This is a genomic window from Enterobacter sp. Crenshaw, from assembly GCF_024734705.1.
Taxonomy (GTDB): Bacteria; Pseudomonadota; Gammaproteobacteria; order Enterobacterales; family Enterobacteriaceae; genus Enterobacter; species Enterobacter asburiae_B.
Window position 1 is genome coordinate 2,187,620 of sequence record NZ_CP102932.1, and the last position, 22,960, is coordinate 2,210,579.

The following is a 22,960-nucleotide window of genomic DNA, read 5'->3' on the forward strand; positions in this document are numbered from 1 at the left end:
CCTGGAAGAAGACCGGCGAGTTTGCCTTAAGGAAATCCTGAAAGTTAAAGTCGGGTGGCGGCCACTCCTTACCCGGTCTACAAAACTCACTTTTTTAATGTTATTAAGTTATTGATATATAGTTAAAATAAAAAATAAATCCTCACAAACTTGGACAAATAACGTTAATTGTGTAAGTTTTAAGTATGCGATTACGCCACGTTGTTTACAGCCAGGATGTGACCCATGAGCACTTTGCCCTCTGTCGTGAGTCGGTTTGTTGAGTACTACGCCGCACTGGATAGCCAGCCGCCGTCCGCGCTGGTGGGGCTTTACCATTCGAATGCCACGCTTATCGATCCGTTTGGCGAGCATGACGGGATTTTCGCGCTTCAGCGCTATTTCACCCATCTGCTGGCCAACGTCGAGCATTGCCGTTTTACCATCGATACGCCGCTGTGCAGCGGAAACCGGTTTGCTGTGACCTGGGTAATGCACTGGTCGCATCCGCGCATTGCCGGTGGAGAGCCGCTCGAACTGCCGGGGTGTTCGGTGGTGAACACGGAAAACGATCTCATCACGCACCAGCGCGACTACTACGATGCGGGAGAGATGATCTACGAACATCTTCCTCTGCTGGGCTGGGCGGTACGCGGCGTGAAGCGGAGGGTCAAATCATGAAAACGGTGCTGATCACCGGTGCAAGCTCAGGCATTGGCGCCGGGCTGGCGAAATCCTTTGCCGCAGACGGCTACCACGTGATTGCCTGCGGACGCGATCCGGCGCGCCTCGAAGCGCTGCATCAGACCTGCCCCAATCTCACCGTTCGCCTGTTCGATATGACAGACAGGGATGCCTGTCGCCAGGCGCTGACCGGCAGCTACGCCGATCTGATTATTCTCTGCGCCGGTACCTGCGAATATCTCGATGGAGGCGTGGTGGATGCGGCGCTGGTGGAGCGGGTTATGGCGACAAATTTCCTCGGCCCGGTGAACTGTCTTGACGCGCTGCAGCCCCAGCTGACGGCTGGCAACCGCGTGGTGCTGGTGAGTTCCATGGCCCACTGGCTGCCTTTCCCACGGGCAGAGGCCTACGGCGCGTCCAAAGCGGCCCTGAGCTGGTTTGCCGAGAGTTTGCGCCTGGACTGGGAGCCAAAAGGAATTGCCGTCACGGTGGTCTCCCCGGGCTTTGTTGATACGCCGCTGACGCGCAAAAACGACTTTGCCATGCCGGGCAGGGTGAGCGTCGACGAGGCGGTCAAGGCGATCCGTACCGGGCTGGCGGCAGGGAAAATGCATATCGCGTTTCCTGACGGGTTTGGCTTTATTTTGCGGTTGCTCTCCGGGCTGCCTGCGTTTCTTCAGCGCGCGCTGCTGCGCAGGATGGTGCGTTCATGAACATTGCGATTATCGGCAGCGGCATCGCCGGGCTGACCTGCGCCTGGCGCCTGGCCGGGCACCATCAGGTGACCCTGTTTGAAGCGGGCGCCACGCCCGGCGGCCATACCGCAACGGTTGACGTCCCGACGCCACAGGGTACCTACGCGATCGATACCGGGTTTATCGTTTACAACGATCGCACCTATCCGCGCTTTATGGGCCTCCTCAGCGAGCTGGGCATCAGCGGACAAAAAACGCAGATGAGCTTTTCGGTGCACAACCCGGCGACGGGGCTGGAGTACAACGGACACACCCTGACGTCGCTGTTTGCCCAGCGCCGAAACCTGGTGAATCCGGCATTCTGGCGGCTGCTCGGGGAGATCGTCCGCTTCAATCGTCTGGCGAAACAGGCGCTGGACGGGGAGGTGGACCCGAACGCCACGCTGCAAACGTTTCTGGAACAGCACGGCTTCACGCCGTTTTTTGCGCGCCACTACATTCTGCCGATGGGGGCCGCCATCTGGTCCTCGTCGCTGCAGGAGATGAAGCGTTTCCCGCTGCCGCTTTTCTTACGTTTCTTCCAGAACCACGGGCTGCTGGATATCACCCAGCGCCCGCAGTGGTACGTGGTGCCGGGCGGCTCGCGGGAGTATATCCGCGCCATGCTCGACAAGCTGGGCGACCGTCTGAATCTGCATCTCAATTCTCCGGTGCAGCGGGTGAGCCGCCACGAGCACGGGGTTACGCTTCAGCTTGAAAACGGCAGCCATACCTTCGATCGGGTGATTTTTGCCTGCCACTCCGCCAGCGCTCTGGCGATGCTTGATGACCCGACGCCCGCAGAGCGCGAGGTGCTCGGCGATATCGGCTGGCAGCGCAACGAGGTCGTTTTACACAGCGATCCGCGCTGGCTGCCGGAGCGGCGGCGCGCGTGGGCCAGCTGGAACTACCGCCTGAGCGCTCACGAGCAGGCCAGCGCCTGCGTCACCTACAACATGAACATCCTGCAGGGGCTCCCTGCGGGCAGTCCGCTATTCTGCGTTACCCTCAACCCGGACGCGCCGGTGGATGAACGCTTCGTTCTGCAACGCTTTGTCTATGAACATCCGCTGTTTAACCCGCAAAGCTGGCGGGCGCAGGCGCGGCGCGGCGAGATCAACGGTCATAACCGGAGCTGGTACTGCGGTGCCTGGTGGTACAACGGCTTTCATGAAGATGGCGTGCGCAGCGCGCTGGACGTGGTCAACGCGATAGCGGCCGGAGAGGGGAACTGAGATGAACAGCTGCCTCTACCACGGCGTATTACGCCACCGCCGCCTTCAGCCGAAAACCCATGAATTCAGCTACAGCGTCTTTATGGCCTGGCTGGATCTCGATGAACTGCCGCTGCTGCCGTCAGTCGGCGTGCGGCGCAATCGCTTTGCCGGCGCATCGTTCCACGACGCTGACTATCCGCTCGGCACGCCGCTTAAAGAGAACGTGCTCAGCAGGCTGGAGAGCCTGACCGGGGAACGTCCGGACGGGCGGGTGATGCTCCTGACGCAGCTGCGCTATTTCGGCTTTCATTTCAATCCGGTCAACTTTTACTACTGCTACGACGGGAAGGGAACGCTGCGCTGGGTTCTGGCGGAGGTCCGCAACACGCCGTGGAATGAACGTCATTACTATGCCGTCAACGGACAGGATGCGCAGCCGACGGAAAAAGCGTTTCACGTTTCCCCCTTCAACCCGATGGACATGATCTACCACTGGCGCTTTAACGACCCGGATAACACGCTGCATATGCACATTGAAAATCATCAGGAAGCGAAGGTTTTTGACGCCACGCTGGCGCTGCGCCGGGAGCCTTTGACGCGCTCCGCGCTGCGCTCGCTGTTGCTGCGCATTCCGCTCATGACCCTGAAAACCGTTTTTGCCATTTACTGGCAGGCGCTGCGCCTGTGGCTCAAGCGCGTGCCGCTGTATAACCATCCCGTCAGCAGGAGTGAACGCTCATGACCGATCCCGTCTTTGCGTTAGAACCCGATATTCCGCGCAACGTCCGCATCGCGCGATGGCTGCTGTTTCGTCTGTTAAGCGGTATCCGCGGCGGCTCGCTCACGCTGCGTGAAGGGGCGCAGACCTTTCATTTTGGCGAGACATCCTCCGCGCTGCACGCCGACGTGCAGATCCTCACGCCCGGCGTCTACTGGCGCGTGTTAACAGGCGGGAGCCTTGCTGCAGCAGAAGCCTGGATGGACGGCGAATGGGAAACTGCGCACCTTACGCCGCTTCTGGAGCTGCTCGCGATAAACGGCGAGGTGCTTGGCCGTCTGGAAAACGGGTTCCGTCTGCTCGGCAGGCCGCTGGAGCGGATACGCCACTGGACGCGGCGTAACTCCCGCATGCAGGCGCGCGAAAATATTGCCGCCCATTACGATCTGGGCAATACCTTTTACGCCCATTTTCTGGATCAAGAGCTGCTCTATTCCAGCGCGCTATTTACCGCTGACGAGCAGGATCTGACGGCGGCCCAGCAGGCCAAAATGGCGCGCCTGTGTGACCAGCTGGCGCTAAGCCCGGGTGACCACCTGCTGGAAATTGGCACCGGCTGGGGCGCGATGGCGGAATACGCGGCGCGTCATTACGGCTGTCGGGTGACGACCACCACGCTGTCGCAGGAGCAATATAGCTGGGCGACAGAGCGGATCGCCCGCGCGGGGTTGCAGGATCGCGTTGAGGTACTGCTCTGCGACTATCGCGACCTCACCGGACAGTACGACAAGCTGGTCTCAATCGAGATGATTGAAGCCGTCGGGCAACGCTATCTGCCCACGTTCTTCCGCACCTGCCAGGCGCGGCTGCGCCCGGGAGGACGGATGGCGATTCAGGCCATTACCATTCAGGACCAGCGCTATCGCGACTACAGCAAAAGCGTCGATTTTATCCAGCGCTACATTTTTCCCGGCGGCTTCCTGCCGAGCATCACCGCGATGAACGAGCTGATGACGCGCCACACCGATTTCGTGGTGCGCAATCTTTTCGACATGGGCCCCGACTACGCCCGCACGCTGGCCCACTGGCGGCAGCGCTTTGTCCACGCCTGGCAGGAGATTGAAAAGCTCGGCTTCGATGAGCGGTTCCGCCGCATGTGGCTGTACTACTTTGGCTACTGTGAGGCCGGGTTTAACGCTCGCACCATCAGCGTGGTGCAGCTGACCGCCGAGCGCGTATGAGACGTTACCTTCAGGTCTTCCTGCTCGCCGTCGCGTTCGATCTCTACTGGGCGCTGGTGGTGCTCTTTCGCGAACAGGGCCTGATTATCTGGCTTGCGCTGGCGATCCTGGCGTGCCTGCTCTTGCCGCCTGCTTACCGTTTTTACGCCATTGGGCTGGCCGCGGCGGGCAGTTTGCTGGATGCACTCTGGGCCCTGACCGGGCTGATTGCCTTTACGGGCGAGTCCCTGATGCCGTTATGGATGGTGGCACTGTGGCTGATGTTCGCCACGGTCTGGACGCAGCTGACGCGCACCACCACGCTACCCGGCTGGCTGCTGACCCTGCTGGCCGCCGTGGGCGGGCCGGTGGCCTACCTGTTCGGCGAGCGGCTGGGGGGCATCACGTTTCTGGAGCCGACCTTTATCGTCGTGAGCTGGATGGCGCCGGGCTGGCTGGTACTGATGCTGTTTTTCCACCTGCTGATGGGGAGACAAAAATGAGATCTGTGGTTTTGCTGCTTTGGCTGACGCTGGTTGTTCCGGTTGCCCAGGCCGCCGACTGGCTTGCCTGGCGGAAGGTGGGTGACGCCACGCTCACCTGGGGACCTTTCACCGTCTACACCTCCCAGCTGCGCACCCCGGACGGCCGTTACAGCCGGGATCAGGATCAGGCGCTCATTATTACCTATGCGCGCGACATCGATCGCGATGAACTGGTTGAGGCGACCCGCGACCAGTGGCAGGCGCAGGGGATCCTGGCCCAGGAGCCGCAAAGCGAAGCCTGGCTGCGGATGCTCCAGTCCCTTTGGCCGGATGTCCGCCCGGGCTCACAGCTGGCGTTTGTTCTCAACGATAAGCAGGGGCAGTTCTGGTATCGCGCGTCAGCGGCGCAAACATCCTTTATTCCACTCGGAGCGCGCCAGTCGGAAGCGTTCAGCACCCGTTTTCTGGCCATCTGGCTCGATCCCCGCACGCAATATCCTGAGCTGCGTCAGCAGTTAATCGGAGGCCAAAAATGAAACGTATCCTGATGATGGCGCTGGCATTCACGATGCTGCTGGCGGGCTGTAGCACTGAGGTGGCCGAGTATCGCCAGCAGCAGCCGCGGCTTGATATCTTTCACTACTTCCAGGGCAAAACCGAAGCGTGGGGGATGGTGCAGGATCGCAGCGGCAAGCAGATCCGCCGTTTCCACGTTGAGATTGCCGGGGATGTTATCGGCGATACGCTGACGCTCAACGAGCACTTCGTCTACGACGATGGCGAGAAACAGCAGCGGGTCTGGCATATACGCCGCGTGGGGCACGATCGCTACGAGGGAACGGCAGGGGACATTGAAGGGGTTGCCACGGGGCAGGCTGCAGGCAACGCCTTTAACTGGCATTACAGCATGAACGTGAAGGCCAACGGCAGCACCTGGCTACTGAACTTCGACGACTGGATGTATTTGCAGGATGAGACGCATCTGTTTAACAAAACTGAGATGAAGAAATTTGGCGTCACCGTCGCCACGGTGACGCTGTTCTTTACCCGTAAAGAGTGATGATGCGAGCAGTGAACTATCCCCTCGCCCCTATGGGGAGAGGGTTAGGGTGAGGGGAACATAGGGCGGCTGTGGTCATTCGGTACACTCTATGTTCCTCAATATTTTTTAGCTTTCGGCGCGGGATTTGCTTCCCGAGTATATAAAGGCCAGGGCAATCCCCAGGCACACCACCGCGCTCAGACGGCTCGGTGAAAACGGAATGGCGGGATTGCCCAGCCAGCCAAAGTTATCAATCAACATACTCATGGCGAGCTGGCCGAATATCACCGCCACCGTGGCGACGGCGGTGCCGATGCGCTGCACCGCCACGACCATGATCACAATGTAAGGCACGCCGAACATCGCCCCGAGGAGCTGCCATTTCGGCACGTCCAGCAGCGTGACCGCCTGCTTCGGTTCAAAGAAGAAAATGAGCAGGGCGGTTATCAGCGCGCCGACGGAAAACGTCAGAAACGCGCTTTTAAATACCCCGACATTGCTGCCGAGCTGCCCGTTAATCGCGGCCTGAATGCTCAGCGTTGCGCCGCCGCAGACGGCCAGAAGAATCATTATCAGCGTCATATCATCACCTCTGCGCGACCAGTACCAGTGCCGCAATAATAAAAACCAGCGCCACGATACGTTTTGCGTTTATCTTCCTGTGCGGCGTACCCAGCAGGCCAAAGTGGTCAATGATCAGGCTTTTAAAAACCTGACCAGCCAGAATGCCAATCATCGTCAGAGCGATGCCGATGGTCGGCGTGGCGATCGTCAGAATGACCACGTAAACAGGGCCAAGCACGCCGCCGAGCAGCTGCCAGCCGGGCTGGGCGAAAAACGACGGGCTGTTACGCGGGCTGAAAAACAGCATCAGCAGAAACGTCAGCGCGGCGCCGACGCCAAAAATGCTGAACGTCGCCCATAAATCGCCCACTTCTCCCCCTAATGGCCCCAGTAGCCCCGCCTCGACGGAGAGGCCCATCCCGCCGGCAATCACCAGTAAAATCAAAACAAACTGCATTACGCTTCCTCCGTTTTCAGGCGAAGAAGATTACGTCGGTAGACCAGTGAGAAAAATGCCATAATGCAGGAAACACCTTTGCAGGAAATGCATTAATGTCAGATGCCGGAAGCATGAACCTTCGCTCACTGCTGCTGTTTATTGCCGTCTATGAAACGCAGAACTTTTCCGTCGTCGCGCGACGAGAGGGAATCTCTGCCTCGCAGGTGTCGCGCATTGTTCATCAGCTTGAGGACGCGCTCGGCCAGCAGCTGTTCTATCGCAATACCCGGGCAGTGATCCCCACGGAAAGCGGGCATCTGTTTATCCGCTATGCCCGGGCGATGGTCGATAACTTCGAAGAGGCGCGTCGTGAGCTGGATGAACGTTCGACCGAACCCTCCGGCACGGTCCGCATAAATGGGCCGGTATTTTTTGGACAGAGACACGTTGCGCCCGGACTGGCAGGTCTGGCCGAGCGTTATCCACGGTTAACCATTGAGCTGACGCTGACCGATGACTTTATCGACCCGCACCGGGATGCCGCCGATCTCATCTTCCGCATCGGCACGCTGACGGATTCGACGTTCCACGCCCGTGTTTTTGGGCAGCAGCGCTACCACCTCGCCGCGTCGCCCGCGTATCTGCGTCAGCACGGCGTCCCGGCCGACCCGACCGAACTGAGCCAGCACAAATGTCTGGTCTATCGCGGTTCGTCCGGGCCTAACCGCTGGCTCGTGCGGCGCAAAGGGGAGAATTGGGTGCATTATCCCGTCGCGCCGCTGATGACGTCCAATAATGCGGAGTCGCTGCTTATTGCCGCGCTGGGTGGGATGGGGATCGTCCTGTTTCCGGACTGGCTGATTGGCGACAGGCTGAAGCGGGGGGAGCTGGTCGCCCTTTTGCCGGAAATGGCGTGCGCCATCAACACGGAGCAACTCAATATTGCGGCGATCTATCCTAACGCACGTCATCCGCCCCTGAACGTCAGGGCGGTGATTGATTATTACGTGGCGTTTTTCGGTACGCCGCTCTACTGGCAAACGTAAGGGATTACGCGCCGAGCTCCTTGCGGATAATCTCTGCGCCGGCGCTGAGCGCTTTCAGCTTGCCGTTAGCCACCTGACGTGAAAGCGGAGCCATGCCGCAGTTGGTTGACGGGTAAAGCTTGTCGGCATCGACGAACTGAAGCGCTTTACGCAGCGTATCGGCGACTTCCTCCGGCGTTTCAACGGCGTTGGTTGCCACATCAATCGCGCCGACCATCACCTTTTTACCGCGGATCAGCTCCAGCAGATCCATCGGCACGCGGGAGTTGTGGCACTCCAGGGAGATAATGTCGATATTAGAGGTCTGCAGCTTAGGGAAGGCCTCTTCGTACTGGCGCCACTCTGAGCCGAGCGTCTTTTTCCAGTCGGTATTGGCTTTGATGCCGTAGCCGTAGCAGATGTGTACCGCGGTTTCGCACTTCAGCCCTTCAATGGCGCGCTCCAGCGCGGCGATACCCCAGTCGTTCACCTCGTCAAAAAAGACGTTAAATGCCGGTTCATCAAACTGGATAATATCCACGCCCGCGGCCTCTAACTCACGCGCTTCCTGATTGAGGATTTTGGCGAATTCCCAGGCCAGCTTTTCGCGGCTTTTATAGTGCGCGTCGTAAAGGGTGTCGATCATGGTCATCGGCCCGGGCAGGGCCCATTTGATCGGCTTGTCCGTGAGCTGACGCAGGTATTTCGCATCGTCCACGAATACCGGTTTCTGACGCGCAACGGCTGAAACCACGGTCGGCACGCTGGCGTCGTAGCGGTTACGAATGCGCACCGTCTGGCGATTTTCAAAATCCACGCCGCTCAGGTGTTCAATAAAGGTGGTGACGAAGTGCTGGCGGGTCTGTTCTCCGTCGCTGACGATATCGATACCCGCGCGGATCTGCTCATCCAGAGACAGGCGCAGCGCGTCCTGTTTACCCGCCAGGAGTTCCTGATCCTGTAATTTCCAGGGTGACCACAGCGTTTCAGGTTGTGCAAGCCAGGTCGGCTTAGGCAGGCTGCCAGCCGTAGAAGTCGGGAGCAATGTTTTCATAATAAAAGACCTTTTTTGATGAATTAAAGCGTGTAGTTATCAGACCACTGCTCAAGAATGTGTTGGTAAGGCTTAATAAAGTACGCTTCGGTAAAGCGACCCTGTTCAATCGCCAGTCGGCTTCGCTCTTCCCGGTCATAAACAATTTTGGTTAAGGAGTGATCCTGCTGGTTCAGATCCGGTCGGTAGCACAGTCCCGCCGCCGAGTTTGCGTTATAAATTTCCGGGCGATAGATTTTCTGGAACGTCTCCATCGTGCTGATGGTGGCAATCAGCTCCAGATCGGTGTAGTCACTCAGCAAATCCCCTGTAAAGAAGAACGCGAAAGGCGCCACGCTGTTTTCCGGCATGAAATAGCGAACCTGCAGGCCCATCTTCGCGAAGTACTGTTCCGTCAGCGACTCGCCATCCGGCTGATATTCAATGCCCAGTACCGGGTGCTGGTTACCGTTGCGGCGATAGGTGTCTTTGCTGGAGACGCTCAGGCAGATCACCGGACCCTTGCTGAAGTTCTCTTTGTATTCCGGCGAGCTCACAAAGTGGCGGAAAATATTGCCGTGCAGTTCGCCAAACTTTTCCGGAATGCTGAAGTGCTGCTGGTTCTTGTTGTGTTCCAGCAGGCGCACGCTGAAATCATAATCCCGCACGTAAGAAGAGAAGTTATTTCCGACGATGCCAGGGATACGCAGGTTATTTTTTTTGTCGACAATCGTGGTTTGCAATATCTCAATGGCCGGGAACGGTTTTTCCGCGCCAATGTTCAAGTCGACAGAGATGATTTCCAGCTCAACCGCGTAGCGATCGGCGTTTGGGTTATCCCAGCGCGCCAGGGCGTTAAAGCGGTTGTTGATCATCACCAGCGTATTGCGCAAGTTTTCCTGACGTTTTTCCCCGCGCGCCAGGTTGGCAAAGTTGGTGGTCGTACGCGTATTTTCTGACGGGTTGTAATTCTCATCGAAGCAACTGCGCTTAAGGGTATATGTGAAAGCTTTGCTCATTGTGGTTATGCATCCTAAGTTCATGTTGCTAAGAAGTTACCGATGCATAATTTATGCCTGAGCCCGCGGCGCAGGGGAAGTGACTTAATTTCAATGCAACATGAGCGAAGTTCATGAACAGTGTTGCGCGCACATGCTGGGATAGGAAGAGTAAGGGGCATCGCGCCCCGTAGCGTTATGCTGTAGGACGTTCGTTCCAGGCGTCACTGTGCATGATGTTGCCGTCGACAATGCGCCAGGTGATTTTTTCGTACTGCAGACTTACGCTTTCAACATGGTTCATTTTATTGTTGGCAGCGATCTTCACGTTCGGCACGCTGCAGTTAACACCCGTAACCTTTACGTTCTCCATCAAGACGGTGTAATAACAGACTTCCTGTCCGGCATCATTGATATGATAGAACTTGATTTCAGCGCTTTTAAGCGCCTGACCGGTAGAGGCTGCTTTATAGAGATACGGCGTGGAGCTATCAACTTCCTTTTCAATCCGCATGGATGAGTGTTGACGCGTGCCGGTGATCTTGCCGTTAGCGCTGTCTACCGGTAGGTTAAGGCCATGACTCAGCCCTATGATTTCAATGCTACCTTCACGGTCCTGAACATCAACGGAACCTTTAATATCTGCTCCACCATCGTCTTTTAGCCACATGTAGGGAGGAATTGGCATTCTTTATTTCCTTATTTTCTTGAGTAGCAGTGTTGTTAAGCGATAAATAACCGTGGCGAGGGTCAGTACGATTAAAATATCGATATTGGTATATGTGTCATATATTGTTTCAGCATTCACGTCGCCATAAATAAAATCACATATAGATGAGGCCACATCATGATCAAGATAGCGTTCAGCGGGTCCCAATATGCGGCCTACTATAATGCTGATGCATAGAAACCAAACCGTTTTGAATAGCCTGATGCCCCATTTACGGACAAGTGTTGGTGTAGCCACTTTCAATCACCTCAACCCAGCCGCGTGCCATCAGTGAACGCATACAGGGAACCTGAATAAGTTCCGTACTCATCAGAGCATTGCGGATCAATGCGTAATCAGAATCATGGGCAATCGTGATACATCCCTCAGATAGCGTACCCGGATGCAGCCGAAACAAACCCCGATAGACGTTATCAATCCAGGTGCCATCATCGATACCCCAGTCATCCTTGTATAAAGCAAACCACTCATCGCGGCCAAATTCTGCCCCGGATCTAACCTTGTTCCACCGATCCTGAACCTTCGCTTTTAAACCTGAAAAGAAACCTCCAGTCCCTCTGTCAACAATCCAGTATTTCCCAGGGGGAATTGGACCTGAGCCTTTAACAGCACCACATAATCCATTGTTTCTGTAAATTCCCTGCCCGGAATGGGCCATAAACACACCAACGCCGTGCAGGTTAAAAGGCGCATAGTCAGCATCGTTAAGCAGCATTGTTCCTTTTAAGGCCATATTTTCTCCTTACTCTTTTAATAAGAGAAAAGCAGCCTACGCCTGAAGCCGGTACAGATATTCAACTCACATCATATTTATGAGTTGCTGATTTTTTTTAAGAAAATGACCTGACAATTTTTAATCACTCTTGCGGCTGTAACGTTAGTAAACGCTGAATAAATAATAAACAAGCCCCATGCAACAAAGCGCCATGCCTACTTCTCTGGCACACTCTCCGTAATTCCCGCTATAATCCCCAAAATTTCCAACCGGTTTAGAAACAATCATGACAAAACTCACCTTACAAGAGCAGATGCTGAAAGCGGGCCTGGTCAGCAGCAAAAAAGCGGCAAAAGTGCAGCGCACGGCAAAGAAATCACGCGTTCAGGCGCGCGAGGCTCGGGAAGCGGTAGAAGAGAACAAGAAAGCGCAGATCGAGCGCGACAAGCTGCTGAGCGAGCAGCAGAAGCAGGCCGTGCTGGCGAAAGAGTTTAAAGCGCAGGTGAAGCAGCTGATTGAGATGAACCGCATCACCGTGGCGAAAGGCAACATCACCTTTAACTTCACCGACGGCAATCTGATCAAAAAAATCGACGTCGACAAGCAAACCCAGGCTCAGCTGATTAACGGCCGTCTGGCGATTGCCCGTCTGGTCATCAACGCCAGCGGCGACTGTGAATACGCGATTATTCCGGCGGTGGTGGCCGATAAAATTGCCCAGCGCGATGCCGAGAGCATCGTGTTAAACAGCGCGCTCAGCCAGGAAGAGCAGGACGAAGACGATCCGTACGCGGACTTCAAAATCCCTGACGATTTGATGTGGTAAACCGCATTCAGAACGGGGCGGCGTGACGGGCGTTAACCGGCTCTCCGCTCACGGGATGAATAAAATTCAGTTCGCTTGCATGCAGCATCAGCCGGGGCGTTTTCTCCGCCCCCGGCGCTTCAAGACCGCCATACAGATCGCAGCCCAGAATCGGGTGCCCCAGCTGCTGACAGTGAATACGCAGCTGATGGGTTCGCCCGGTCTCCGGCGTAAGTATCACCCGCGTTAACGGCAGTCCCGTACCCTGATAAAACCGTTCCACCACCCGATAGCGGGAGCGGGCGGGTTTTCCGTTGATGGCGCAAATCGACATCAGCGGGAACAGCGCCGGGTCTTTGGCAATTGGCGCGTCTATTATTCCCTCGTCGTTTTCCACATGGCCGCAAAGCAGGGCGCTGTAGATCTTCTCCACGCTGCGCTGGCTGAACTGCTGGCACAGCGCCGCGTTGATGGCCTTATTGCGCGCAACCACCATCAGCCCGGACGTGCCGAAATCCAGACGGTGTACCAGCGTGCAGCCGGGGTACGTCTGGACCAGACGATAATGGACGGAATCAAGGTTTTGCGGATTTTTGCCCGAGAGGCTGAGCAGACCGGAAGGCTTATCGATCAGCAGCAGATGTTCATCCTGCCAGAGGATCTGAATGTCGTCGTGACACGGTGGGGCAATAAAAGAATCAATAATCGCAGACATCAGGCCGCCCGGCTTGAGAGTGGGAGCGGATGATAACGAAATGCGGGGAAAAGAAAAACCCTCCCACCAGGCGGTGAGAGGGCAAAATCTTAGGCTGCTACCAGGCTGTCGATGGCGGCTTTCGCATCGGTCTGCGCTTTGGTTGCCACTTCCGGACCGTAAGCGATACCTTCAGCGAACACGAAGTTCACGTCAGTGATGCCGATGAAGCCCAGGAACAGGCTCAGGTACGGCGCAACCAGGTCGGTTGGGGTGTCTTTATGGATACCGCCACGGCTGGTCAGGACGATCGCACGTTTACCTTTCACCAGACCTTCAGGGCCGTTCTCGGTGTAACGGAAGGTTACGCCAGCGCGCGCCACCAGGTCGAAGTAGTTCTTCAGCTGGGTAGGGATGTTGAAGTTGTACATTGGGGCGTTGATGACGATAACGTCGTGCGCCTGCAGCTCAGCAATCAGCTCGTCGGACAGGGCCAGGGCTTCCTGCTGACGTGGAGACAGCGGTGCATCGCTTGGGCGCAGCGCGCCAACCAGCTCGCCGTCCAGCACAGGAATTGGGTTTGCAGCCAGGTCACGCACGGTGATTTCGTCAGCGGAATGCTGTTCACGCCACTGTTCAACGAAGTAATCAGACAGCTGACCAGACTGAGAGTACCCTGCCAGAATACTGGATTTCAAAACTAATACTTTGCTCATGGGTGATTCCTGTTGTTGCATTTGATTGAAGGGGGTTGCCCCGTTGCTTGTTGACACTCTATTCACAATCCTGCCACAGAGATAGCGCAATATATCGAAGCCTATGTTCGAATTTTTTGAATAAGGCGCGAAAGACGTCAATGTGGTACTCTATAGCAATCATTAAAAAGAGAGTTTATCAGGGCGTGTACTGCCCTTTAACGCTATGACAGAACAACAAAAATTAACCTTCCCGATGCTCCTGCAACAGCTTGATTCTCTGATGCTGCGCGATAAACAGCGCTTTGCCCGCCGTCTGCACGGTGTGAAGAAGGTTAAAAATCCTGATGCACAACAGGCCATTTACCAGGAGATGGCGAAAGAGATTGAACAGGCGGCAGGGAAAGTTGTGCTGCGCGAAGCCGCGCGTCCGGCAATTACCTACCCGGAAAACCTGCCCGTCAGCCAGAAAAAACAGGACATCCTTGAGGCCGTCCGCGACCACCAGGTGGTGATTGTCGCGGGGGAAACCGGCTCGGGGAAAACCACCCAGCTGCCGAAAATCTGTATGGAGCTGGGGCGCGGGCTAAAAGGGCTTATTGGCCACACCCAGCCGCGTCGACTGGCGGCGCGCACCGTGGCGAACCGTATTGCCGAAGAGCTGCAGACGGAGCCGGGCGGCTGCATCGGTTACAAGGTGCGATTCAGCGACCACGTTAGCGATAACACCATGGTCAAGCTGATGACCGACGGTATTCTGCTGGCGGAAATCCAGCAGGATCGTCTGCTGATGCAGTACGACACCATCATCATTGACGAAGCGCACGAGCGCAGCCTGAACATCGACTTCCTGCTCGGCTATCTGAAAGAGCTGCTGCCGCGTCGCCCGGATCTGAAAATCATCATCACCTCCGCGACCATCGACCCTGAGCGCTTCTCGAAGCATTTCAACAATGCGCCGATTATCGAGGTGTCAGGACGCACGTATCCGGTTGAAGTGCGCTATCGCCCGATTGTGGAAGAGGCGGACGATACCGAGCGCGACCAGCTGCAGGCTATCTTCGACGCCGTTGACGAGCTGGGCAACGAAAGCGCGGGCGACATCCTGATCTTCATGAGCGGCGAGCGCGAAATCCGCGATACCGCCGATGCGCTCAGCAAGCGCGACCTGCGCCATACGGAGATCCTGCCGCTTTACGCGCGCCTGTCAAACAGCGAGCAGAACCGCGTATTCCAGCCGCACGGCGGGCGACGCATCGTGCTGGCGACCAACGTGGCGGAAACCTCGCTGACCGTGCCGGGGATCAAATACGTGATCGACCCGGGCACGGCGCGCATCAGCCGCTACAGCTACCGCACGAAGGTCCAGCGGCTGCCGATTGAGCCCGTCTCCCAGGCGTCCGCGAACCAGCGTAAGGGCCGCTGCGGCCGCGTGTCGGAAGGGATCTGTATTCGTCTCTATTCGGAAGATGATTTCCTGTCGCGTCCGGAGTTTACCGACCCGGAAATTCTGCGCACCAACCTGGCGTCCGTTATCCTGCAGATGACCGCGCTGGGGCTGGGCGACATCGCGGCGTTCCCGTTCGTCGAAGCGCCGGACAAACGCAACATTCAGGACGGCGTGCGTCTGCTGGAAGAACTCGGCGCCATTACCACCGACGAGCAGGCGACGGTCTACAAGCTGACGCCGCTGGGCCGCCAGCTAAGCCAGCTGCCGGTGGATCCGCGTCTGGCCCGTATGGTGCTGGAAGCGCAGAAGCACGGCTGCGTGCGCGAGGCGATGATCATTACCTCGGCGCTCTCCATTCAGGACCCGCGCGAGCGTCCGATGGACAAACAGCAGGCGTCTGACGAAAAGCACCGTCGCTTCCACGACAAAGAGTCCGACTTCCTCGCCTTCGTAAACCTGTGGAACTATCTCGGCGAGCAGCAGAAAGCGCTCTCCTCGAACCAGTTCCGCCGCCAGTGCCGCGTGGATTTCCTCAACTACCTGCGCGTGCGCGAGTGGCAGGATATCTACACCCAGCTGCGCCAGGTGGTAAAAGAGCTGGGCATTCCGGTTAACAGCGAGCCGGCGGAGTACCGCGAAATTCATATCGCGCTGCTGACCGGCCTGCTGTCCCACATTGGGATGAAGGATGCTGAAAAGCAGGAGTATACCGGCGCGCGTAACGCCCGTTTCTCCATCTTCCCCGGTTCCGGCCTGTTCAAGAAGCCGCCGAAGTGGACCATGGTCGCGGAGCTGGTGGAAACCAGCCGCCTGTGGGGACGCATTGCCGCGCGTATCGATCCGGAATGGGTGGAGCCGGTGGCTCAGCACCTGCTGAAACGATCGTACAGCGAACCGCACTGGGAGCGCGCGCAGGGAGCGGTAATGGCGACCGAAAAAGTGACCGTTTACGGCCTGCCGGTGGTCGCCGCGCGTAAGGTCAACTACAGCCAGATTGACCCGGCGCTCAGCCGCGAGCTGTTTATCCGTCACGCGCTGGTGGAGGGTGACTGGCAGACGCGCCACGCCTTCTTCCGCGAAAACCTGAAGCTGCGCGCGGAAGTGGAGGAGCTTGAGCACAAGTCCCGCCGCCGCGACATTCTGGTGGACGACGAGGCGCTGTTTGAGTTTTACGACCAGCGTATCAGCCACGAGGTTATTTCCGCTCGCCATTTTGACAGCTGGTGGAAGAAAGCCAGCAAAGAGACGCCTGACCTGCTCAACTTCGAAAAGAGCATGCTGATTAAAGAGGGGGCGGAGTCGGTCAGCAAGCTCGACTACCCGAACTTCTGGCATCAGGGCAACCTCAAGCTGCGTCTGACGTATCAGTTTGAACCGGGTGCCGACGCGGACGGCGTGACAGTTCATATTCCGCTGCCGCTGTTAAACCAGGTCGATGAGGGCGGGTTTGAGTGGCAAATCCCCGGCCTGCGCCGCGAGCTGGTGATTGCGCTGATCAAATCCCTGCCGAAACCGGTGCGCCGTAACTTTGTGCCTGCGCCAAACTATGCGGAAGCGTTTTTAGGCCGCGTCACGCCGCTGGAGCTGCCGCTGCTGGACGCGCTGGAGCGTGAATTCCGCCGCATGACCGGCACCACCATCGACCGCGAAGACTGGAACTGGGATCAGGTGCCCGATCACCTGAAAATCAGCTTCCGCGTGGTGGATGATAAAAACAAAAAGCTGCTGGAAGGGCGCTCCCTGAGCGAGCTGAAAGAGGCGCTGAAAGGCAAAGTTCAGGAAACGCTGTCTGCGGTGGCGGACGACGGTATCGAGCAGAGCGGGCTGCATATCTGGAGCTTCGGTCAGCTTCCGGAAAGCTACGAGCAGAAGCGCGGTAACTATAAGGTCAAAGCCTGGCCGGCGCTGGTGGACGAGCGCGACAGCGTGGCGATCAAGCTGTTTGATAATCCGCAGGAACAGCAGCAGATGATGTGGCGCGGGCTGCGTCGCCTGCTGCTGCTCAACATCCCGTCGCCGATTAAGTATCTGCACGAGAAGCTGCCGAACAAAGCCAAGCTCGGGCTGTACTTTAACCCGTACGGCAAGGTGCTGGATCTGATTGACGACTGCATCTCCTGCGGCGTGGACAAGCTGATCCACGAGGCGGGCGGTCCGGTCTGGACGGAAGAGGGCTTTGCTCAGCTTCATGAAAAGGTGCGCGCAGAGCTGAACGACACCGTGGTGGAGATAGCCAAACAGGTCGAGCAGATCCTCACCGCCGTGTTCAATATCAACAAGCGCCTGAAGGGGCGCGTGGATATGACCATGGCGCTGGGGCTGTCGGACGTGAAGGCGCAGATGGCGGGGCTGGTCTATCGCGGCTTTGTCACCGGCAACGGCTTTAAGCGTCTGGGCGATACGCTGCGTTATCTGCAGGCGATTGAAAAACGTCTGGAAAAAATGGCTATCGACCCGCACCGCGATCGCGCGCAGATGCTGAAAGTGGAGAGCGTGCAGCAGGCGTGGCAGCAGTGGTTAAACAAGCTGCCGCCGGCGCGCCGCGACGATGAAGACGTGCAGGCGATCCGCTGGATGATCGAGGAGCTGCGCGTCAGCTTCTTTGCCCAGCAGCTCGGTACGCCGTATCCGATTTCGGATAAGCGTATCCTGCAGGCGATGGAGCAGATTTCCGCTTAAAACCCGGTTTTCTCCCTCTCCCTGTGGGAGAGGGTCGGGGTGAGGGCATCAGGCCGCACAATTTTCACCCGTTCACTATTGCCAGCGTAAACCCATCCCATCCCTTAACCCCCACCGTTTGCAGCGCGGTGGCGGTTAGGCGCGGGTTATCCCCAATCATTTCGATAAAACGCCGCACCCCCAGCACGCGCGCGTCGTCGCTTTGCCCGTTAATCACTTCGCCATCGCGCACCACGTTATCGCCAATGATTATCGTGCCGGGACGTGAATAGTGCAGCGCCCACTCCAGATAGCCGGGATTGTTTGGCTTATCGGCATCAATAAAGATCAGGTCGAACGGCGGAACGTCACCGAAATTCTCCAGCGAGCTCAGCGCCGGGCCTTCAATCAGTTCAATGCGATCGTTTAGCCCCGCGAGGTGAATATTCTGGCGGGCCACACCGGCATGCGTCGGGTCCGCCTCGAGCGTAATCAGCTTTCCGTCCGGCGGCAGGGCGCGCGCCATCCAGATTGAGCTAAAGGCGCCCAGCGTACCGATCTCAAGAATGCGTCTTGCCTGGGTCATGCGCACGAACAGCGCCAGCAGCTGCCCCTGATTGGCCGCAACATCGTGTTCGGGTAGCCCGGCGCGCTTGTTGTTTTCCAGTACCTGATCAAGTACGTCATCATCAGGGATAAGCGAAGAAATCATGTAATTATCTACTGCAGACCATTGTTGTTGCATAGATTGACTCCCTGGATTTTTCTCCCTCTCCCTGTGGGAGAGGGTCGGGGTGAGGGCATCAGCGCGCAAGGTGGTTCATGCGTTCTTCCAGCCGCCGCCCAGCGCCCTGTACAAATCGATCTGCGCCAGCAGCAGATTATTTTTTACCTGCACCACGCTGGTCTGCACCGAGTACAGCGTGCGCTGCGCGTCCAGCACGTCCAGATAGGAGGAGTAGCCGTTGCGATTGCGGTTCTGCGCAATGCGCAGCGTCTCCTGCGCCACCTCCTGCTGGGCAAGCAGCTCCGTCAGCTGTTCCTGATAGCGCGTAATAGCATCAAGGCTGTTGTTCACTTCAGCAAACGCGTTACGCACGGTTTTTTCATAGGCGTACAGCGCCTGGTTACGCTGGGACTGGGAAATATCCACCTGCGCATTCAGCGCCTGGCGGTTCAGCAGCGGGGCGAGAATACTGCCCCCGACGCTCCAGAGCTGTAGCGGGTTGTCCAGCAGACCGGACAGGGAGCGATCCTGTATCGATCCTGTCGCGGTCAGGTTGATCGACGGCAGCAGGCTCGCGCGCGACGCGGCAAGCGAGGCGTCTGCCGCAACCAGCTGGCGTTCGGCCTGAACGATATCCGGCCGACGGTTCAGGAGCGTAGAAGGCAGCTGTGACGGCAGCGTCAGCGGCGTTAGCGCCTCAAAGCTTTCGCTGCGCGCTACCGCGCCGGGATTGCTTCCCAGCAGCAGGCTGAGGGCGTTCTCCTGCTGTGCAATCTGATGCTGCAGCACGGGAACCTGCGCTCGCGTTGAGCGGAGCTCGGAATCCGACTGCATCAGCTCCAGACGCGAGCTGTAGCCCGTCTCAAACTGACGTTTCGCGAGGTTAAATGCCTCTTCGCGTGATTTCAGCGTGGATTCGGTCACGCGCAGCTGTTCGTCAAGCGAGAGCAGGGTGACATACCCGGACGCAACGGAAGACGCGACGGTCAAATCCGCGGCGGCGGCGGCGGCTTTTTGCGCCTCCAGCGAGGCTTCGGCGGCACTGGCTGTGCTGCGGTTGACGCCCCAGATATCTACGTCATAGCTCGCCGTCAGGCTACCTCTGTACAGCGTGCCGTAGACCGGCAGCCCGGTCGCGGCGGATTGCGAACGGGCGCGCGTCCCCGTTACGCCCGCGTCAAGTGACGGAAACAGGCTGCCGTCGGCCGCAAAGACCCGCGCCTGATACTCGTTAATCCGTTCGCGGGCGATCAGCACGTCGCTGTTGTTCTTTAGCGCCCGATCCACGTAGCGGTTGAGGTTGTTGTCATGAAAATTGCGCCACCAGAGCTGCTCCGCCGGGCTGGCAGGACCGGCGTCAGCACGCCACTGGGCGGGGATTTGCAGCGTTGGCTGCGCCGGTTTTACGTCGACGGACTGGCATCCGGTGAGCATTACCGCCAGCACCAGACCGGCTATCGGGCGAAGGGTCATTGTTTGCCCTCCCGCGTATCAATGGTCACCTGCACCGACATGCCCGGACGCAGCAGAGCGGACTCCTCAGGCTTGCCGAGCACCTCGATGCGCACCGGAATACGCTGGGCGATTTTGACAAAGTTGCCGGTGGCGTTGTCCGGCGTGATGGCGCTGAATTCAACTCCGGTTGCCGGCGAGATGCTCTCCACGCGGCCCTGATAGGCTTTGTTGTTCAGGGCATCGACGGTGAATTTGACAGGCTGGCCGACGCGCAGCTCCGCGAGCTGGGTCTCTTTAATATTGGCGATCACCCAGTGCTGCGGCGGAACCAGCGTGGTGAGGTGGGTCCCGGCGGTCACGTACGCCCCGAGACGCACGGCAATCTGGCCGAGCTGGCCGTCGCGCGGGGCGATTATGCGGGTGTTTTGCAGGTCTATCTGCGCCAGCTCCAGCGCCGCTTTCGCATTTTCGACATCCGCCTCCAGCGCGCCGCGGTTCACAATTACCGTCTGCAGATCCTGACGCGACATCTCAAGCAAGGCTTTGGCCTGCTCGATGTCGGCGCTGCCCTGGGCCGCGCTGGCCAGCGCCGCGTCGCGCTCGCGAATGGAAAGCGAGCCGTCCGCCGTCAAATCCTTCACGCGCTTTAAATCCGCCTGGGTTTTCAGGCTCTGGGCGCGGGCATTTTTCAGCGCCGCGTCGTTTTTGGCGATCGTCGCTTCGGCGCTTTTACGCTGCTGCAGGTTGTTATTGAGCGCGGCAATTTTCATCGCCAGCTGTGCCTCGGCCTGATGCACGCGCTGACGATAGATACGGTCATCAATCTGCAGCAGCAGGTCGCCTTTTTTAACCTGCACAAAGTCCTGAACCTTCACCTCGGTGATATAGCCATTCACCTGGGGGCTGATGAACGTCGTCTGACCGCGCACGTAGGCGTTGTCGGTAAACTGCGCGTGGCGGGTGAACGGCGGCAGCTGCCACGCATAAAGGATCACCAGCACGCCGACAATACCGATGGCAGCGGCGGTGAAAACGGAAACAATGCGCACATTTTTGCGGGTGTTGGCCTGCTCTTTAGCGGCATCCTGCTGACTCATAAACTCTCCAGAAATATTTCAATTATTTATTGCCGGTGGCGTTCTTAAGCGCCATACGGGCAGTGATGCGCAGGCGCAGCAAGCGCCATAAAATCCAGACCAGCGTGGCGGCAGCGATGCCCGCCGTCAGCAGATAAGTATCGTTGTAAGCCAGAATATTCGCCTCAAGCGTCGTCACCGTTTGCAGCTGCGTGATCGCCTGCGTTCCCAGCAGCGAACTGTCGCCAATCAGGCTCCGGTACATCTGGGTGTAAAGCTGGATACGCTCGTTGACCAGCGGATTGAGCGTGGTGAGCTGGTCCGCCAGCAGGCTGGAGTGGTACTTCTCGCGCCAGGTCTGGAAGGTTCCGAGGATCGCGGAACCCAGCAGGCCGCCGAGGTTCTGACTCATGCCGAACATCACCGAGAAGCTGACCAGGTTGCGCGGGTCGGCGATCACCCCGCCAATGGCGGCCAGCATGGCGGGCGCCAGGAAGAAGGCGCTGCCGAAGCCCAGCAGAAACTGGCTCAGCATCAGCTGATCCGGCCGGGTCAGGTTGTTGGACTGGCTGTCCAGCAGCGAGGCAACAATCATCAGCGCCAGGGAGGTGATGATTGGCCACGCCAGTTTGGTCGGCTTAATCGTGAGGCAACTGGTGACAATCCCGCAGACGATCCCGGCGAAAATGGACCACGCCAGGTGGGTCATCTGCTCGTTCTGTAACCCCACGTACTGCAGCCAGCCGATGACCCCGGTGTTTTGCTCTGCCAGCACGATACGGATCAGCAGCATGATGAGCCCCAGACGGACGATGCTGCCGCTCGACAGCCAGCGGGTGTTCAGCAGCGGGTTGGCGCGGTTATGTTCAAAGACGATGGCGGCCACAATCAGCACCAGCGATAGCGCCAGCGACCAGCCGATCCACGGCGCCTCGAACCACCAGTCAAGGCGGCCCAACGAGAGCACGGCGCAGAGCAGGGCCATTCCGGGGGCCATTAAAAAGAAGGTGATGAAGTCTTTTTTCTCAAAAACCTTGCGCCTGTCGCCCGGGGGCAGTTTTAAGGCTATCACGCAGGCCAGGGAGATCAGCGCCAGCCCCAGCTCGAAGAAATAGAGCCCGCGCCACTCGTCCAGCTGCAGCAGTTCGGTGGAAAACAGGCGGGCCAGAGGAATGGCGAGCGACGACCCGGTAATCCCGATGGTGAGCGCCTTCAGGCGGTGCTTTGCAGGCCAGGCCTGGATCTGATAGTAAATCCCCAGCGAGCTGAGCGCGGCGGCCACCATCCCGTGCGCGGCGCGCACCATCAGCGCCGAGCTGAGATCGTTAACGAACAGGTGGAAAAAGGTCACCAGCACGTACAGCACCAGAAAACCTTCCGTGAAGGCGCGCAGACCGTACTGCTGGCGGAACTTGACCAGCAGCAGGTTGATGGAGATGTTGGTCATGACGTAGACCGCGGGAAGCCAGGCGATTTCGGTCGACCAGGCCCCGAAGGTTCCCTGCAGGTTTTGCAGGTTGGCGGTCACCACCGCATTTCCCAGCGCTCCCGTCAGGCACACCAGCAGGCCAACGACGCCGTAGGCAATGCGTTTTGGCGTACTGTGCTCGGGTGTGGAAGGCGAACCCAGCAGGGCGGGTTTCTCATGTGGCTGCCACTCGCGAGGAGCATAAGGGTCGCGTTCGGGCAGGCGCATAACGTCGTTTACCTTAGAAATAATTGAATAATTAGCGGGCTAGCGATTCTACGTCTGCCGCAAATGATAATTCAAGTGAATATGATTTACGCATGTTAATCAAATGTAGAAGGGAAGTTTA

Annotated in this window: 24 protein-coding genes; 11 read left to right on the forward strand and 13 right to left on the reverse strand. The window is 57.9% G+C overall.

Annotation, left to right across the window (positions count from 1 at the left end):
• Positions 1–225: 225 nt before the first annotated feature.
• The 8 genes from NWV12_RS10555 to NWV12_RS10590 are packed head-to-tail and all read left to right on the forward strand — an operon-like array spanning position 226 to position 6,097.
• On the forward strand, positions 226–660 hold the full coding sequence (locus NWV12_RS10555; protein WP_048981095.1) for a nuclear transport factor 2 family protein: 435 nt from the start codon (positions 226–228) through the stop codon (positions 658–660).
• Positions 657–1,376: an SDR family NAD(P)-dependent oxidoreductase gene (locus tag NWV12_RS10560; protein WP_032657315.1), complete on the forward strand. Its 720-nt coding sequence runs from the start codon at positions 657–659 to the stop codon at positions 1,374–1,376. The genes NWV12_RS10555 and NWV12_RS10560 overlap by 4 nt, the downstream gene beginning before the upstream one ends.
• On the forward strand, positions 1,373–2,632 hold the full coding sequence (locus tag NWV12_RS10565) for an NAD(P)/FAD-dependent oxidoreductase (protein WP_048981093.1): 1,260 nt from the start codon (positions 1,373–1,375) through the stop codon (positions 2,630–2,632). Before NWV12_RS10560 ends, NWV12_RS10565 begins: the two co-directional genes overlap by 4 nt.
• 1 nt (position 2,633) lies before the next feature.
• A complete protein-coding gene (locus tag NWV12_RS10570; RefSeq protein ID WP_048981092.1) occupies positions 2,634–3,356 on the forward strand; it encodes a DUF1365 domain-containing protein in 723 nt (240 codons plus the stop codon).
• Complete coding sequence (locus tag NWV12_RS10575; RefSeq protein ID WP_039262577.1) at positions 3,353–4,573, forward strand: cyclopropane-fatty-acyl-phospholipid synthase family protein; 1,221 nt, start codon at positions 3,353–3,355, stop codon at positions 4,571–4,573. Before NWV12_RS10570 ends, NWV12_RS10575 begins: the two co-directional genes overlap by 4 nt.
• Positions 4,570–5,055 (forward strand): DUF2878 domain-containing protein, encoded by a 486-nt coding sequence (locus NWV12_RS10580; protein WP_032657304.1) that lies wholly within the window; start codon positions 4,570–4,572, stop codon positions 5,053–5,055. The genes NWV12_RS10575 and NWV12_RS10580 overlap by 4 nt, the downstream gene beginning before the upstream one ends.
• Positions 5,052–5,573 (forward strand): hypothetical protein, encoded by a 522-nt coding sequence (locus NWV12_RS10585; protein ID WP_047061806.1) that lies wholly within the window; start codon positions 5,052–5,054, stop codon positions 5,571–5,573. The genes NWV12_RS10580 and NWV12_RS10585 overlap by 4 nt, the downstream gene beginning before the upstream one ends.
• Positions 5,570–6,097: a DUF3833 domain-containing protein gene (locus NWV12_RS10590; RefSeq protein ID WP_048981090.1), complete on the forward strand. Its 528-nt coding sequence runs from the start codon at positions 5,570–5,572 to the stop codon at positions 6,095–6,097. The genes NWV12_RS10585 and NWV12_RS10590 overlap by 4 nt, the downstream gene beginning before the upstream one ends.
• A 108-nt stretch (positions 6,098–6,205) precedes the next feature.
• Here the strand turns inward: NWV12_RS10590 and NWV12_RS10595 are convergent, their stop codons facing one another.
• Together NWV12_RS10595 and NWV12_RS10600 are read right to left on the reverse strand one after the other, a co-directional pair.
• Positions 6,206–6,661: a DMT family transporter gene (locus tag NWV12_RS10595; RefSeq protein WP_048981089.1), complete on the reverse strand. Its 456-nt coding sequence runs from the start codon at positions 6,659–6,661 to the stop codon at positions 6,206–6,208.
• 4 nt (positions 6,662–6,665) lie between these two features.
• A complete protein-coding gene (locus NWV12_RS10600; protein ID WP_048981088.1) occupies positions 6,666–7,100 on the reverse strand; it encodes a DMT family transporter in 435 nt (144 codons plus the stop codon).
• Positions 7,101–7,195: 95 nt separating this feature from the next.
• On the opposite strand from NWV12_RS10600, the gene NWV12_RS10605 reads away from it, so the two are divergent.
• A complete protein-coding gene (locus tag NWV12_RS10605; protein WP_048981087.1) occupies positions 7,196–8,128 on the forward strand; it encodes a LysR family transcriptional regulator in 933 nt (310 codons plus the stop codon).
• A gap of 4 nt (positions 8,129–8,132) precedes the next feature.
• Here the strand turns inward: NWV12_RS10605 and NWV12_RS10610 are convergent, their stop codons facing one another.
• The 5 genes from NWV12_RS10610 to NWV12_RS10630 form a co-directional block, all read right to left on the reverse strand.
• A complete protein-coding gene (locus tag NWV12_RS10610; RefSeq protein WP_023311627.1) occupies positions 8,133–9,161 on the reverse strand; it encodes a methionine synthase in 1,029 nt (342 codons plus the stop codon).
• Positions 9,162–9,184: 23 nt separating this feature from the next.
• On the reverse strand, positions 9,185–10,159 hold the full coding sequence (locus NWV12_RS10615) for a DUF1852 domain-containing protein (RefSeq protein ID WP_048981085.1): 975 nt from the start codon (positions 10,157–10,159) through the stop codon (positions 9,185–9,187).
• Between the two features lie 175 nt (positions 10,160–10,334).
• Positions 10,335–10,826 (reverse strand): type VI secretion system tube protein TssD, encoded by a 492-nt coding sequence (locus NWV12_RS10620; protein WP_023311629.1) that lies wholly within the window; start codon positions 10,824–10,826, stop codon positions 10,335–10,337.
• Between the two features lie 3 nt (positions 10,827–10,829).
• Positions 10,830–11,105 (reverse strand): hypothetical protein, encoded by a 276-nt coding sequence (locus NWV12_RS10625; RefSeq protein ID WP_072196664.1) that lies wholly within the window; start codon positions 11,103–11,105, stop codon positions 10,830–10,832.
• A complete protein-coding gene (locus NWV12_RS10630) occupies positions 11,080–11,601 on the reverse strand; it encodes a DUF2778 domain-containing protein (RefSeq protein WP_033145468.1) in 522 nt (173 codons plus the stop codon). The genes NWV12_RS10625 and NWV12_RS10630 overlap by 26 nt, the downstream gene beginning before the upstream one ends.
• A gap of 268 nt (positions 11,602–11,869) precedes the next feature.
• Between NWV12_RS10630 and NWV12_RS10635 the strand changes: the two genes are divergently transcribed.
• Positions 11,870–12,409 carry a DUF2058 domain-containing protein gene (locus tag NWV12_RS10635; protein ID WP_048981084.1) on the forward strand — a complete coding sequence of 180 codons (540 nt, stop codon included), beginning with the start codon at positions 11,870–11,872 and terminating at the stop codon, positions 12,407–12,409.
• A 7-nt stretch (positions 12,410–12,416) separates the two neighbouring features.
• Here NWV12_RS10635 and NWV12_RS10640 read toward each other — a convergent pair whose 3' ends face one another.
• Positions 12,417–13,103, reverse strand: a complete 687-nt coding sequence (locus NWV12_RS10640) for an RluA family pseudouridine synthase (RefSeq protein ID WP_048981082.1) — start codon at positions 13,101–13,103, stop codon at positions 12,417–12,419.
• An 89-nt stretch (positions 13,104–13,192) separates the two neighbouring features.
• Positions 13,193–13,798 (reverse strand): FMN-dependent NADH-azoreductase, encoded by a 606-nt coding sequence (azoR, locus tag NWV12_RS10645; RefSeq protein WP_008502313.1) that lies wholly within the window; start codon positions 13,796–13,798, stop codon positions 13,193–13,195.
• Positions 13,799–14,003: 205 nt separating this feature from the next.
• On the opposite strand from azoR, the gene hrpA reads away from it, so the two are divergent.
• Positions 14,004–17,906 carry an ATP-dependent RNA helicase HrpA gene (gene hrpA / locus NWV12_RS10650; RefSeq protein WP_048981080.1) on the forward strand — a complete coding sequence of 1,301 codons (3,903 nt, stop codon included), beginning with the start codon at positions 14,004–14,006 and terminating at the stop codon, positions 17,904–17,906.
• A gap of 64 nt (positions 17,907–17,970) precedes the next feature.
• Here hrpA and NWV12_RS10655 read toward each other — a convergent pair whose 3' ends face one another.
• From NWV12_RS10655 to NWV12_RS10670, 4 genes are all read right to left on the reverse strand, one after another.
• Positions 17,971–18,630, reverse strand: coding sequence for an O-methyltransferase (locus NWV12_RS10655; RefSeq protein WP_048981078.1), 660 nt, complete (start codon positions 18,628–18,630; stop codon positions 17,971–17,973).
• A 75-nt stretch (positions 18,631–18,705) separates the two neighbouring features.
• Positions 18,706–20,085 carry an efflux transporter outer membrane subunit gene (locus NWV12_RS10660; protein ID WP_048981077.1) on the reverse strand — a complete coding sequence of 460 codons (1,380 nt, stop codon included), beginning with the start codon at positions 20,083–20,085 and terminating at the stop codon, positions 18,706–18,708.
• Complete coding sequence (locus NWV12_RS10665; RefSeq protein ID WP_039262559.1) at positions 20,082–21,164, reverse strand: HlyD family secretion protein; 1,083 nt, start codon at positions 21,162–21,164, stop codon at positions 20,082–20,084. Before NWV12_RS10665 ends, NWV12_RS10660 begins: the two co-directional genes overlap by 4 nt.
• A gap of 22 nt (positions 21,165–21,186) precedes the next feature.
• Positions 21,187–22,839: an MFS transporter gene (locus NWV12_RS10670; RefSeq protein ID WP_039262556.1), complete on the reverse strand. Its 1,653-nt coding sequence runs from the start codon at positions 22,837–22,839 to the stop codon at positions 21,187–21,189.
• Between the last annotated feature and the right edge of the window lie 121 nt (positions 22,840–22,960).

What these genes read in the sequence shown, in the direction of transcription:
- NWV12_RS10555 (WP_048981095.1), top strand. Translation starts at nt 226, where the DNA reads ATGAGCACTTTGCCCTCTGTCGTGAGTCGGTTTGTTGAGTACTACGCC.
- NWV12_RS10560 (WP_032657315.1), top strand. Translation starts at nt 657, where the DNA reads ATGAAAACGGTGCTGATCACCGGTGCAAGCTCAGGCATTGGCGCCGGG.
- NWV12_RS10565 (WP_048981093.1), top strand. Translation starts at nt 1,373, where the DNA reads ATGAACATTGCGATTATCGGCAGCGGCATCGCCGGGCTGACCTGCGCC.
- NWV12_RS10570 (WP_048981092.1), top strand. Translation starts at nt 2,634, where the DNA reads ATGAACAGCTGCCTCTACCACGGCGTATTACGCCACCGCCGCCTTCAG.
- NWV12_RS10575 (WP_039262577.1), top strand. Translation starts at nt 3,353, where the DNA reads ATGACCGATCCCGTCTTTGCGTTAGAACCCGATATTCCGCGCAACGTC.
- NWV12_RS10580 (WP_032657304.1), top strand. Translation starts at nt 4,570, where the DNA reads ATGAGACGTTACCTTCAGGTCTTCCTGCTCGCCGTCGCGTTCGATCTC.
- NWV12_RS10585 (WP_047061806.1), top strand. Translation starts at nt 5,052, where the DNA reads ATGAGATCTGTGGTTTTGCTGCTTTGGCTGACGCTGGTTGTTCCGGTT.
- NWV12_RS10590 (WP_048981090.1), top strand. Translation starts at nt 5,570, where the DNA reads ATGAAACGTATCCTGATGATGGCGCTGGCATTCACGATGCTGCTGGCG.
- NWV12_RS10595 (WP_048981089.1), bottom strand. Translation starts at nt 6,661, where the DNA reads ATGACGCTGATAATGATTCTTCTGGCCGTCTGCGGCGGCGCAACGCTG.
- NWV12_RS10600 (WP_048981088.1), bottom strand. Translation starts at nt 7,100, where the DNA reads ATGCAGTTTGTTTTGATTTTACTGGTGATTGCCGGCGGGATGGGCCTC.
- NWV12_RS10605 (WP_048981087.1), top strand. Translation starts at nt 7,196, where the DNA reads ATGTCAGATGCCGGAAGCATGAACCTTCGCTCACTGCTGCTGTTTATT.
- NWV12_RS10610 (WP_023311627.1), bottom strand. Translation starts at nt 9,161, where the DNA reads ATGAAAACATTGCTCCCGACTTCTACGGCTGGCAGCCTGCCTAAGCCG.
- NWV12_RS10615 (WP_048981085.1), bottom strand. Translation starts at nt 10,159, where the DNA reads ATGAGCAAAGCTTTCACATATACCCTTAAGCGCAGTTGCTTCGATGAG.
- NWV12_RS10620 (WP_023311629.1), bottom strand. Translation starts at nt 10,826, where the DNA reads ATGCCAATTCCTCCCTACATGTGGCTAAAAGACGATGGTGGAGCAGAT.
- NWV12_RS10630 (WP_033145468.1), bottom strand. Translation starts at nt 11,601, where the DNA reads ATGGCCTTAAAAGGAACAATGCTGCTTAACGATGCTGACTATGCGCCT.
- NWV12_RS10635 (WP_048981084.1), top strand. Translation starts at nt 11,870, where the DNA reads ATGACAAAACTCACCTTACAAGAGCAGATGCTGAAAGCGGGCCTGGTC.
- NWV12_RS10640 (WP_048981082.1), bottom strand. Translation starts at nt 13,103, where the DNA reads ATGTCTGCGATTATTGATTCTTTTATTGCCCCACCGTGTCACGACGAC.
- azoR (WP_008502313.1), bottom strand. Translation starts at nt 13,798, where the DNA reads ATGAGCAAAGTATTAGTTTTGAAATCCAGTATTCTGGCAGGGTACTCT.
- hrpA (WP_048981080.1), top strand. Translation starts at nt 14,004, where the DNA reads ATGACAGAACAACAAAAATTAACCTTCCCGATGCTCCTGCAACAGCTT.
- NWV12_RS10655 (WP_048981078.1), bottom strand. Translation starts at nt 18,630, where the DNA reads ATGCAACAACAATGGTCTGCAGTAGATAATTACATGATTTCTTCGCTT.
- NWV12_RS10660 (WP_048981077.1), bottom strand. Translation starts at nt 20,085, where the DNA reads ATGACCCTTCGCCCGATAGCCGGTCTGGTGCTGGCGGTAATGCTCACC.
- NWV12_RS10665 (WP_039262559.1), bottom strand. Translation starts at nt 21,164, where the DNA reads ATGAGTCAGCAGGATGCCGCTAAAGAGCAGGCCAACACCCGCAAAAAT.
- NWV12_RS10670 (WP_039262556.1), bottom strand. Translation starts at nt 22,839, where the DNA reads ATGCGCCTGCCCGAACGCGACCCTTATGCTCCTCGCGAGTGGCAGCCA.